Origin of the sequence: Bradyrhizobium sp. 956_D2_N1_4 (genome assembly GCF_052076025.1) — a bacterium.
Taxonomy (GTDB): Bacteria; Pseudomonadota; Alphaproteobacteria; order Rhizobiales; family Xanthobacteraceae; genus Bradyrhizobium; species Bradyrhizobium barranii.
Window position 1 is genome coordinate 263,698 of the sequence record NZ_CP197237.1, and the last position, 11,447, is coordinate 275,144.

Annotated in this window: 13 protein-coding genes; 6 read left to right on the forward strand and 7 right to left on the reverse strand. The window is 64.2% G+C overall.

The genetic code is table 11. The features are described 5' to 3' along the window. Positions 1–117: 117 nt before the first annotated feature. Both AB7535_RS01320 and AB7535_RS01325 read right to left on the reverse strand, forming a co-directional pair. Complete coding sequence (locus tag AB7535_RS01320; RefSeq protein ID WP_201266224.1) at positions 118–294, reverse strand: hypothetical protein; 177 nt, start codon at positions 292–294, stop codon at positions 118–120. A gap of 9 nt (positions 295–303) precedes the next feature. After that, complete coding sequence (locus AB7535_RS01325; protein WP_014497658.1) at positions 304–537, reverse strand: DUF6894 family protein; 234 nt, start codon at positions 535–537, stop codon at positions 304–306. Between the two features lie 207 nt (positions 538–744). On the opposite strand from AB7535_RS01325, the gene AB7535_RS01330 reads away from it, so the two are divergent. The 3 genes from AB7535_RS01330 to AB7535_RS01340 all read left to right on the forward strand — a co-directional run bounded on the left by AB7535_RS01330 (position 745) and on the right by AB7535_RS01340 (position 4,863). Then, on the forward strand, positions 745–2,811 hold the full coding sequence (locus AB7535_RS01330) for a PQQ-dependent sugar dehydrogenase (protein WP_085403240.1): 2,067 nt from the start codon (positions 745–747) through the stop codon (positions 2,809–2,811). Then, a complete protein-coding gene (locus AB7535_RS01335; RefSeq protein WP_085403241.1) occupies positions 2,768–3,709 on the forward strand; it encodes an SMP-30/gluconolactonase/LRE family protein in 942 nt (313 codons plus the stop codon). Before AB7535_RS01330 ends, AB7535_RS01335 begins: the two co-directional genes overlap by 44 nt. Positions 3,710–3,837: 128 nt before the next feature. After that, positions 3,838–4,863: a histone deacetylase family protein gene (locus tag AB7535_RS01340; RefSeq protein ID WP_085403242.1), complete on the forward strand. Its 1,026-nt coding sequence runs from the start codon at positions 3,838–3,840 to the stop codon at positions 4,861–4,863. Positions 4,864–5,019: 156 nt separating this feature from the next. Here AB7535_RS01340 and AB7535_RS01345 read toward each other — a convergent pair whose 3' ends face one another. Together AB7535_RS01345 and AB7535_RS01350 are read right to left on the reverse strand one after the other, a co-directional pair. Then, complete coding sequence (locus AB7535_RS01345; protein WP_135215550.1) at positions 5,020–5,859, reverse strand: Crp/Fnr family transcriptional regulator; 840 nt, start codon at positions 5,857–5,859, stop codon at positions 5,020–5,022. Between the two features lie 87 nt (positions 5,860–5,946). Beyond that, positions 5,947–6,201, reverse strand: a complete 255-nt coding sequence (locus AB7535_RS01350) for a hypothetical protein (protein ID WP_094184283.1) — start codon at positions 6,199–6,201, stop codon at positions 5,947–5,949. Positions 6,202–6,220: 19 nt separating this feature from the next. Here AB7535_RS01350 and AB7535_RS01355 point away from each other — a divergent pair, with 19 nt between their 5' ends. The 3 genes from AB7535_RS01355 to AB7535_RS01365 are packed head-to-tail and all read left to right on the forward strand — an operon-like array spanning position 6,221 to position 9,226. Continuing rightward, positions 6,221–7,585: an ABC transporter substrate-binding protein gene (locus AB7535_RS01355; protein ID WP_094184296.1), complete on the forward strand. Its 1,365-nt coding sequence runs from the start codon at positions 6,221–6,223 to the stop codon at positions 7,583–7,585. 4 nt (positions 7,586–7,589) lie between these two features. Beyond that, complete coding sequence (locus tag AB7535_RS01360; protein ID WP_085403243.1) at positions 7,590–8,390, forward strand: ABC transporter permease; 801 nt, start codon at positions 7,590–7,592, stop codon at positions 8,388–8,390. Continuing rightward, the gene (locus AB7535_RS01365; protein ID WP_085403244.1) at positions 8,387–9,226 is read left to right on the forward strand and encodes an ABC transporter ATP-binding protein; all 840 of its coding nucleotides are present in this window, start codon (positions 8,387–8,389) and stop codon (positions 9,224–9,226) included. Before AB7535_RS01360 ends, AB7535_RS01365 begins: the two co-directional genes overlap by 4 nt. Here AB7535_RS01365 and AB7535_RS01370 read toward each other — a convergent pair. The 3 genes from AB7535_RS01370 to AB7535_RS01380 form a co-directional block, all read right to left on the reverse strand. Further along, complete coding sequence (locus AB7535_RS01370) at positions 9,223–10,203, reverse strand: LLM class flavin-dependent oxidoreductase (protein ID WP_085403245.1); 981 nt, start codon at positions 10,201–10,203, stop codon at positions 9,223–9,225. The two genes, AB7535_RS01365 and AB7535_RS01370, sit on opposite strands and share 4 nt — an antisense overlap. Then, positions 10,200–10,931 (reverse strand): 4'-phosphopantetheinyl transferase family protein, encoded by a 732-nt coding sequence (locus tag AB7535_RS01375; RefSeq protein WP_085403246.1) that lies wholly within the window; start codon positions 10,929–10,931, stop codon positions 10,200–10,202. Before AB7535_RS01375 ends, AB7535_RS01370 begins: the two co-directional genes overlap by 4 nt. 233 nt (positions 10,932–11,164) lie before the next feature. Then, on the reverse strand, positions 11,165–11,335 hold the full coding sequence (locus AB7535_RS01380) for a hypothetical protein (protein WP_014497648.1): 171 nt from the start codon (positions 11,333–11,335) through the stop codon (positions 11,165–11,167). Between the last annotated feature and the right edge of the window lie 112 nt (positions 11,336–11,447).

Genomic DNA, 11,447 nt, shown 5'->3' on the forward strand with positions numbered 1-11,447 from the left:
TCGTCATGGCCGGGCCTGTCCCGGCCATCCACGTTCTTTCGTGGTGGCCAAGACGTGGATGCCCGGGACGAGCCCGGGCATGACGAGAGATCGTTAGCAGGAAAAGAGCCGCGGCGCTCAGAGCCTGCGATCCAGCCGGCTGGCCCGATATTTGGCGTGCCATTTCGGGCCAGGCCCGCGCATGTAGTGCAGCTCGGGGCGGTAGGGGTTGCCTGCGATCCGCACCAGCTTCTGCCACTTGGTGGCGACGAGGTTGAGGGGCTGGCAGAGCAGGGTTAATGAAGCGAACAGCACGACATCACCTCAATGCGGCTTGCCGAGCATGGCGGTGAAGGGAAGGTCGAAGATCTCCTCGCCGTCGGAGCCGCTGACATGGATCACCCAGTCGCGCCAGTCTTCGGCACCCGGGGTGTAGATCATCGAGTGCATGATCTGGGCCGCACGGTCACGCGCCTCGGTCAGGCTGGCCACCGCGGTGCCGCTGCGATCGATCAGCGTGCCTTCGGTGTTGGAGCAGTGAAAATAGACCTGGACCATATGCGTCTCCTGTCGGGAGCGACTGGGATGGCAAATCGATACCACCCGAGGCCTTTGCGAAACATTCGGGGCGAGCCCGGTAAGGGAATCTACGGAGATTGGTCGCTGCGAAGGCCCGAGCGGGTTTGATCACAGGGGGGTGATGATCAACTGGACGGCGTTCCCATGGCATGGAACAACTTTGGACCGAAAGTCCGGGGGACCGCCGTGAACCAGCTCACATTCTGGCATGAACGCCGAAGCCTGCTTGCGGCGATCGTCGCCGGAGCGCTGTTCGGTCTTGCCCCGGGAGCCTCCTCCGAGCCGGTGAGGAAAAGCGGCTACGCGATCGGCACGGAAACCTGTGGCAGCGGCGATCTCGCCTTTCCCAGAATCCAGATCGACATGAAGGCGGGATTCTGCGCCGGCCTCGTCGCCAGCGAAGAGGATCGCCTGAAATTTCCGCGCTCGATCATGCAGGTGCCGGGCCGTGACCTGTTCGTGGTCGCCGACATGGGCGGCTGGGGCCACACCGATGGACGGCTGCTGCTGCTCGATCCCCGCGCGCCCCAGGGGCAGCGGTTCAAGGAGTTGCTGACCGCCATCGAATATCCGTTCGGCCTCGTCATTGGCCCGGACAAGAAGTTGTACGCCTCGACCGCGGAGACGATCTTCCGGTTCGATCCGCTCGCCGACAATCCCCGCAGCACGGTCGAGACCATCATCCGGCACATGCCCGGCCGCCGGATCACATTGCCCGACGGCACCAGGCTCGACGAGAGCGCGCATCCGCTCAAGCAGTTCGTCTTTGACAGGAACGGGCGGCTGTTCGTCAATGTCGGCTCGCACAGCGACGACTGCATCACGCCGGCGCCGATCACAAGGCCATGCGCGGCGGCCGAGGGCGCGTCCGCGATGGCCTCGATCTGGCTGTTCACACCGCCCGCGGGCGGCACCTTCCCGGCGCTGAAGCCGGCCGATCCCGACCCGCCGCACACCGTCTACGCGCGCGGCCTGCGCAATTCGATGGCGCTGGCGCTGCATCCGAATTTTCCCGATGCCGGCTACGCCTTCCTGCAAGGCGAGAACGGGCGCGACCTGCCCGACATCTTCAAGCCGAACGAGGAGATCAACGCGATCGAGCAGGGCAGGCACTATGGCTGGCCCTATTGCTACGACCTGTCGACGCCGAGCCCCGAATTCAAGCTCGTGCTGCAATCCGGGGTCTACAAATCGCTCTGCACGGCCAATGCGCTCTACAAGGCGCCGTTCTCGCTGATGCCGCCGCACGGCGCGCCGCTCGCGATGCTCTATTATCACGGCGCGAAATTCCCGGAACTGGAAGGCAAGCTGCTGGTCGGCCTGCACGGCTATCGCCCGACCGGCAGCCGCGTCCTCGTCTATGACGTCGACGACCATGGCTTCCCGAAGCCCGCCCCGGCGCCGGTGCGTTACCACGTCAGTTGCGCGGCAGATCCGACCCACAGCTTTCAGACCGACGCCGGCGACGTCGCCGCCGCGCCGTTCGACGAGCTGATCGCAGGCTGGCACCGCGTCAACGGCGCGCGGCCGCAAGGAGCGCCCGTCGGCATGACGGTCGCGGAGGACGGCGCAATCTGGCTGGTCGAGGACAAGAACCAGACGGTAATCCGCATCGATCGCGCTGCTGGCGATCCGCCGCCGTTGCCTTGCGACATGCGCAGCCAGGCGCTGATCGATCAGCTTGCCGCCTTCGTCGCAAAAGACGCGCAGAACAGCATCCGGCTCACCACGCTGCGTAAGGGGCTCGTCGAAAAGCACTGCGTCGGCTGCCATTCGGATTTCGGCCTGAAGGCAGGGCAATCGGATGCGGAAAAGGACGCGACGGTGCTACGCTTCATGCTGTCGCAGGACGGCTGGATCTATCCGGGCGATCCAGGCTCCGGCAAGCTGCGCACGCGGCTGCGCGGTATCGGCGCCGAAAAGCTGATGCCGCCGGGCGGCGAAAGCCTGCCCAGGACCGAACCTGGCTACACGCGCGTGCTCGATACCGCGGACCTGCTGGTTGCGAAAATGGTTCCGGGCACGCGGATGCAGATCAAGTCCGGCCCGCCGCAGCGCAAGTTCTTTGGCAAGACCAATAAGGAATGCGGCGAAATACCGGCCGCCAAGGTCGTTGTCGTGACACAAAGGAGCGCTGTAGACAAACCCGGCTTCAGCCGATTCTTCCGGCCTGCCGATCCCTATCTGAATGGCGAGTGCAGCGACGACGATGGCTATTACATTCGGCAGGAATTTCTGGTGCCTGTGCAGTAGCCTCCTTCTCGTCATCGCGGCATCGCCGGCCCATGCTGAAACAAAGCTGTTCGAAAGCGTGCAGGTGACGCCGTCGGGCGAATACACCTTCGGCATCGAAGGGCCGGCGGCCGATCTCGACGGCAATCTCTTCGTGGTCAACTTTGGCAAGCCCGGCACCATCGGCAAGCTGCCGGTGGGCGGCGCGGCTTCGGAGCAGTTTACGGCACTGCCCGCGGGCAGCGTCGGCAACGCCATCCGCTTTGCGCGTGACGGCACCATGTTCATTGCCGACTACAAGAAGCACAACATCTTCGCTGTCCCGAAGGGCGCGAGCGAGCCCGTCGTCTGGTTTCATTCCGACGAGATGAACCAGCCCAACGACATCACGGTCGCGCGCGACGGCACGATCTATGCGAGCGATCCGAACTGGAAGGGCAGGGAAGGCCACATCTGGCGCATCGCCAAATCTGCGGACGGCACGGTGCAGGGGCAGGTGATGCCCGCGCCGCGCGCGATGGGCACCACCAACGGCATCGACCTCAGCCCTGACGGCAAGACGCTCTATGTCGGGGAATCCAGCAGCGGCGAAATCTGGTCCTACACCGTCCGCGGTAACGAGCTCACCGGCGCAAAACTCGTCAAAGCCTTCCAGCCCGACACCGTCGACGGCCTGCGCACCGACGTCGCCGGCCGTCTCTATGTCGCGCGCATCCTCAAGGGCACCATCGCGCTGATGAAGCCCAATGGTGCTGTCGAGCGGGAGATTGCGCTGAAGGGCAAGGAGCCGACCAATCTCGCCTTCGGCGGCAGCGACGGCAAGACCGTCTTCGTCACCCAGCGTCAGGGCGGCTTCGTCGAGTCCTTCCGCACCGACCAGCAGGGCCGCGAGCACTGCCTCCAGCGCGGGCGCTGCTAGAGCATCACGGGCGGTCTGCCTCCGGCGCAGAGCAGCACCAAAGCGGCGGCATTCTTCTTGCTTGCATCTGGCCGCCGCAGGCATTTAGACATCTGTGGGCACCGTCAACGCGACCACGGAGTGTTTGAGTGAAAGCCGTCCATACCGAACTGCATCGCAGCCACGATCCGCAATTCTTCCTGGTTCGCGGTGTCGTCAAGCGCACCACAGAGCAGCCCGAGCGCGCCGATCGCCTGCTCAAGGGGTTGAAGGACGGCAAGCATCAACTGGTCGAACCGACGACATTCGGACAGGGGCCGCGTGCGCGGATTCACAGCCCGGAATATCTGTCGTTCCTCAGCGAAGCCTGGGACGCCTGGACCGCGCTCGGCGATTCCGGCCCGGAGATGATCGGCAACATCCATCCCGTGCGCCATGCCGCGACCTATCCGACCCACATCGTCGGCAAGCTTGGCTGGCACACCGCCGATACCGCGGCGCCGATCGGTCCCGGCACCTGGGCCGCGGCCTGCGCTGCCACCGATGTTGCGGTCACGGCAGCGCAGATGGTGATGGACGGCGAGGATGCGACCTATGCACTCTGCCGTCCGCCCGGCCATCACGCCTACCGCGACATGGCCGGCGGCTTCTGTTTCCTCAATAACAGCGCGATCGCCGCGGCGCATCTGCGTCTGAAGCACGAGCGCGTCGTGATCCTGGACGTCGACGTCCACCACGGCAACGGTACGCAAGGAATCTTCTACGCACGCCCTGACGTCTACACGGTGTCGATCCACGCCGACCCCATCGCGTACTATCCTTATGTGTGGGGCTACGCGCATGAGCGCGGCGAAGGACCCGGCCTCGGCGCCAATCTCAACGTCCCCCTGGCCATCGGCACCGGCGACGACGGCTACATCCAGGCGATGGATGTCGCGCGCAGGGCGATCGAATCCTTTGCCCCCGGCGCCCTCGTCATCGCACTCGGCTTAGATGCCTCCGAGCATGATCCACTGAAGGGCCTCGCCGTCACCACGCCGGGCTTCCGCCGCATCGGCCAGGCGATCGCGAAGATGGGCCTGCCGACCGTGTTCGTGCAGGAGGGCGGCTATCTCTCGGATATTCTGGGCGCGAACCTGACCTCGGTGCTGGCGGGATTCGAAGAGGCGCGGTGAGCTTCACCTCTCCCCGCGTAGGTCGTCATGCCCGGGCTTGTCCCGGGCATCCACGTTCTTTGCGCCGAGGGGTGAGACGTGGATGGCCGGGACAAGCCCGGCCATGACGCTGAGGGTGCTTCAACGCCCAAAGCGCTGGCGCTGGAGAGGCGAACCTCAGTCCTTGAAAAGGATCTGCTCCAGCAGGTCGATCCGCCTGATCTGGATGGTGCTGCCGTCGATGGCGATGATGCGGCGGTTCTGGAAACGCTTCAGCATCATCGTCACCCATTGCCGGGTCGAGCCCACCATGGCCGCGATCTGGTCATGGGTGATCTTGCGGTTGATGATGATGGTGTCGCCGTCGGCCGTGCCGTGCAACTCCGACAGCGTGAGCAGGAACTGCGCCAGCCGCTCGATCACCGAGCGCGTGCCGAGGATCTGCGCCATCGAGGAGTAGCATTTGCCCTTGGCGATGAGGCCGTCGATCAGCGCCAGCGCGAAGCTCGGCATGCCGGTCAACAGCTTCTCGAGCGCCGGCCCGGAGAGTGTCGTGATCTCGCAGGCCTCGATGGCGATGCCCGACCACATGTGAATGCCACCGCCGGATATCTCGGGGCCTCCGATGAAATGTCCCGGCGTCCAATAGGCGAGCGTGATCTCGCGTCCCGACGGCGCGGTGTAATAGACCCGCACCTGTCCGCGGCGGATGATGAAGATGCCGTCGTGGCCATCGCCCTGGCTGAATACCATTTCGCCCTGCGGCACCGAGATGATGCGGCCGGCCGCGTGCACGCGCGCCTGCTCCGACGCGGACAAACGGTCGAGGAAATGCGCGCCGGCATTCAGCCCGTCGATCGTCTCGCTCATGAACAGCGCCGAGCTTGCGGGCCTTGCACGTGTGCTGCGGACCCGCCGCGTCTTCTTGTGGTCGATCCAGTCGAACGGAACGCCTGCATGAGGCCGGTCGGCGAAAGCGGCAGGCTCGATCGCGGCAGCTTCCTTGAGTATGGTCATCGCAATCCGTCAGCTCTCCAGGGGCCTGCGAATAGGTAAGTGCGGCGATGGTGCGATGTCCATCTCTTTGCGATCGTTCCAAATCACTTAGCAAAGCTTGATACGCGCGGCGATCGGCAGTGGAATGATTCCTCTGTCCATGGCTCCGTCCTGAGAAAATCCTTTGCGTCGTTGCGCGACGGAATCATGGCGCGAACGTCCTGCGACAGCGATGCAAGTAATTGCTTCAAGCGTTGCGCCGCGCCTTCGATAGTGCCGGCCAGCGTTGTCGCCGGCACGCGCCCGGCCTCCCGAGGACAGTTCGATGATCGAATTCAGCTCTTTGAGATTCAGTGTGGCCATTGTGGCCATCACCGTTGCGATGTTCGCGCCGGCCCAGGCGGAGACGATCCGTGTGGCGGTCGGGACGCAGGACACGACGATCAATTGCGCGACCGGCGGACTGCTCATCCGCGAGCTCAAGCTGCTTGAGAAATTTTTGCCCCATGATGGCAAGTACAAGGATGTCACCTACGACATCCAGTGGAAGAATTTTACGAGCGGCGCGCCGCTCACCAACGAGATGGTCGCAGGCAAGCTCGATTTCGGCGCGATGGCTGACTTTCCGGGCTCGCTGAACGGCGTGGCGTTCCAGAAGGCCGGACGCCGCAGCCTCTTCATCAGCGTGCTGTCCGGCAGCACCAAGGGCAGCGGCAACGGCATCGTGGTGCCGTCGAGCTCGCCGGTGCAATCGCTCGATGAGCTCAAAGGCAAGACCATCTCGGTTCCCTTCGCCTCGACCTCGCACGGCATGCTGCTCCGCGCGATCGAGGCCAAGGGCTGGAATCCCGAGACCGACGTCAACATCATCACGCAGGCGCCGGAGGTTGCGGGGCCGGCCTTGCAGGCAGGCAAGGTCGAGGCGCATGCCGACTTCGTTCCGTTCGCCGAACTGTTTCCGTGGCGCGGCTTCGCGCGCAAGATCTTTGACGGCGCGCAGGCCAATGCCCCGACATTCCACGGTGGGTTGGTCGACGCGGAATACGCCGAGAAATATCCCGAGATCGTCGTCGCCTATCTGCGCGCAGCGCTGGAAGCGGATCGCCTGATCGCTGAAGAGCCGGAGAAGTACAGCGAGCTGATCGCGAAGGTGACCGGCATCGAGGCGGAGGTCGATTACCTCTTTCACGGACCGCTCGGTCTCCAGACCCGCGATGTGACCTGGAAGCCGGAGTACCGCCAGGCGGTCGCAACCTCGATCAAGACGCTGAAGCTGCTCAAGCGCGCGGACAGCGATCTCGATATCAACCAGTTCGTCACCGACAAGTTCATCCGTATCGCGGCGGCGCAGGCGGGGCGCGATTACGACTCCGAACTGAAGAACTATGCGCAGCTTCCGCTTCGCGCCAAGGACGCTGCGACGGGCGCCGAGATCAACGACTACAGCCGCGTCGCGCAGATCTGGGTCAAGGACGAGGCTCATGTACGCCACTATGCCTCGCCCGAGAACGCGCTGAAGGCGCTCGCCGGCCTCGAGAAGGACGGCAAGACCATCCGCGTCGTCTACGCTCAGGATCGCGAGAGCGGCATCAAGCTGTTCGCAAACCAGGCCTGGTTCGTGCGGTCATCCAAGGGCGAGCTGAGCGCGTTCCTGCTCAAGCAGGCGGCCGAGGGCTGGTCGAAGAAGAACGGTGGCGCGGTGCTCGACTTCGCGGCCGCGCGCGAGTCCCTCGTCGCGAGCCGGTGAGGCGATGGCCACCGCTATCAAGGCGCGGCCTGCGGGCATCCGCTGGATGGTCCGCGGCCTTTCGATCCTGGCCTGCATTGCCCTTTGGCAGGTCGCTTCGACCACGCATCTCAATCTGGGGATCGTGACCTTCCGCAACGTGCCGCCGCCGGTCGAGGTCGTTCAATCCGCGCTCGCCCTGTTTCGTTCGCCGAAATTGACGGCACATATCACCAGTAGCCTCTGGCGGGTGTTCGCGGGCTACGGGGCGGCGGTCGTGATCGGCGTGATCCTTGGTTTTGCCATCGGCCGGTCACGCGCCGCGAGCGATCTTTTGCTGCCGCCGCTGGAATTGCTGCGGCCGATACCGGCGGTGGCATGGATACCGCTGTCGATCCTGATCTTTCCGTCGTCCGAACTCTCGATGATCTACATCACCTTCATCGGTGCCTTGTTTCCGATCGTGCTGAACACCGTCCACGGTGTCGCGAATGTCGACCGCCGGCTGGTTGCCTCCGCCCGCAGCCTCGGCGCGGGGGAGTTGGCGATCCTGAGGGAGGTCGTGCTGCCGGACGCCGCGCCCAGCATCGTCACCGGGCTTGCAATCGGCATGGGCACCTCGTGGTTCTGCCTCGTCACCGCGGAGATGATCTCAGGCCAGTTCGGCATCGGCTATTACACCTGGGAAGCCTACACGCTCCAGAACTACGCCGACATCATCGTCGGCATGCTGATCATCGGTCTGCTCGGCATGGGATCCAGCTGGCTGCTGACGACGGCCGGGCGGCTTCTGATGCCCTGGCGGAGCCCGAAGGTGGCGCGATGAACATTCGGGTCGCGGATATCGGCACGAAGAGCGTCGGTCGGATCGACTTCGCCGATGTCTCGATCTCGCTCGGAGCGGGCGGTGATGCATTCGAAGCGGTCAGCGGTCTCGATGTCGCGATTGCGCCGGGCGAGCTCGTCTGCGTCCTCGGTCCCTCCGGCTGCGGCAAATCCACGCTGCTCGGCGCGCTGGCCGGGCATTTGCCGATCACGGCTGGACGTCTCACGGTCGACGGCCAGCAGGTCCAGAGTCCGAGCCCGGACCGGGGCATGGTGTTTCAGCAGCACACGCTGTTTCCCTGGAAGCGGGTGCGTGACAATGTCGCCTTCGGCCCGAAGATGCGGGGTCTCGCGAGGAGGGAGCGCGACCGCGCCGCCGACGCGATCCTGAAGCTGGTCGGCCTTTCCGGCTTCGAGGCGTTCTATCCGACGCAATTGTCGGGCGGTATGCAGCAGCGCGTGGAAATTGCGAGGGTCCTGATCAACCAGCCGCGGGTGCTGCTGATGGACGAGCCCTTCAGCGCGCTCGACGCGCAGACGCGCGGCATGATGCAGGAGGTCCTGCTCGACATCTGGAGCAAGATCCCGACCACAACCGTCTTCGTCACCCACGACATCGACGAGGCATTGTTCCTCGCCGATCGTATCGTCGTGATGAGCGCAAGACCCGGCCGGGTGATCGAGGATGTCGTGCTGCCTTTCGCGCGGCCACGCAGCCACGATCTCGTGACCGAACCCGAGTTCGTACGCCTGAAGCGTCATGTCATGCAGCTTTTGCGACGGCCGGAGGGCAGCGAGCCGTTGGCACGGCTCAGTCCGCTCGGCGTGACGTCCTAGAACATCCCGCTCGCCGCGAGCGCCTTGCGGACGTGCTGCATCTCGGCCTCGTCGGCGACCATGTCGAGCATGATCGTGGTCAGGCCCTTCGCCGCAAAATCCTTCAGCTTTGCGCCGATCTCGATGTAGTTGCCGACGAGATAGGGGCAGTCGGCCTGGAAGGTGAGGTACGGCAGCAGCCAGTAGCCATTGTCAGCGAGCTCGCCGCTCTGGCCTTCATACAGCCGCCGCTTCCACACGGAATCGCTGTTCTCCACGGTGAGCGCGAGCAGCTCGCGGTCATCGGCATTGTCACGGAAACGCGCCGTTGCCGCCTGCCGTGCCTCGTCGCGTCCCTCGCGGGCGAAGATGCCAAAGTTCATTCCGGGCGCATCGAGGCCGCGATCGAGATCGGGCGGCAGCATCTGCATCTTGATGCAGCCGGTCTCCTTCGCCACGCGCTGCGCGGCCTCCGACTGGCCCGCGACCAGGAATTCCGGCATCAGCTCCGCCGGCAGGCGCGGGCGAAGTTGCAGATTGCTCGCGCGGTAGAACCGGCCCTCGAAATTCACCGGGCGAGGGCTTTCCAGCAATTGGCGCATCAGCGCGACGAATTCGCCGAGCCGGACGTAGCGGTCGGCATGCGACTGCTCGTCGCCCAGCCCCTGCAAATCGCTGACCGCGGTCCCCGTGATCATGTTGAGATAGACCTTGCGGCCGTGGAGCTGCGCAAAGGACGAGACGAATTTTGCCGCGGTGAACGGGTGCATGTAGACCGGATTGACCGCGATCAGCGGCGAGCTTCGCGCGGTCTCACCCATGATGTGTTGGGCCATCGCCCAGGGCTCGACGAACACGTCGTTGCCTTCGAACAGCAGGATGCCTTCGAAGCCGTTACGGTCGGCGAACTGTGCCACCCGCATCAGCTCGCCGACATATTTCTTGGGATCGCGGTTGCGCGAGATCGCGGGAAAGACGCGCAGCCGCGGGGGCGTCATTCAGCCGCTTCCTGGAACGGCCAGGAATTGCGGGTGATGGGAAGGCCGCCGTCCGCGCGGGAGCCGTCGGCGATCGCGAGGCGATGCGAGGGCGACGGCGAGCACAGCGAGAAGCGCCATGCATGCGGATCGTCGGCGATATCGGGCTTGAAGCTGATCTCGATGGCCTCCCGGGACACCTGCATCGCGAAAGCGTCGAGCGGCAGATTGAGCCCAAACCCCCTTGCCTTCAGATAGGCCTCCTTGAGCGTCCAATAGTCGAAAAAGCGCTCGATCGCGGCGGGCTCCGGCAGTCCGCGCAACGTTTCGACCTCCTCCGGCGCAAAGAAGCGAAGCGCAGTGGACAGGGGCGCGACACGCCGTGACACGGTTTCGACGTCGACGCCGACGGTCTCATGCCCGGACACGACGCAGGCAACGCAGCCATCGGCATGGGACAGGCTGAAATGCAGCGCGGTCGAGGTCGCGGGCGCCGCGACAAACGGCCGCCCGTAGCGACCGGCCCCGAAGGACCAATCGGTGGGTGCGACGTCCGGCGCGGCCTGCGACAGCGCCAGGCGCAGCATCGCGTGCGCGAAGATATACTGCCGCCGATGCCGCTCGAACATGAAGCGATCGGCGCGGATCCGTTCGTCGACCGAGAGCAGGCGCCGGCACGCATCGACTGCGCCCGGAGCGTCAATGGTCTCGATCAGTCCGACAAACAGTTCAATTCTGTCGTCTGCCATCAATAAGGCCCATGGCGTCAGGCGGAGGCCAAGTCTCCGGCCCTGACGGAAGAATCAACTGAGCAAGAATCAACTGAGCGGACCGCTTCTAACGGTCCACCCGGGCAATTTCTTGTCGATTTGCAGGCCGGTTTACAGGCGCAAGCTTGTGCGAGACCCCAACTCGACAAGCGAGCGGCCCATATCCGGAAAATGAAGCCTGAGGATTCGTGCGGCGTCCCGGCCGACGATCCTTACTTCTTCTTCTTCTTGGCTTTCTTCGCTCCGCCCAGCATCGAAAGGCTGGCGTCGACATCCTTGAGCGCGGACTGGAGCTTCTTCTTCTCGGCGCCCAGCAGCTTTTGCAGGGCCTTGCGGTCCTTGTCGCTCAACGAGGTACCCTTGGTAAATTTGATGAAACCCATAACATACTCCCCCGGTTGAAAATAATCGTCCAAATCAAATCGAGGGAATAATCTTGCGCGCTGGCGCCAAATAATCAAGATGCAACTTGGTCATTCACAGCTTTGGCGAGTG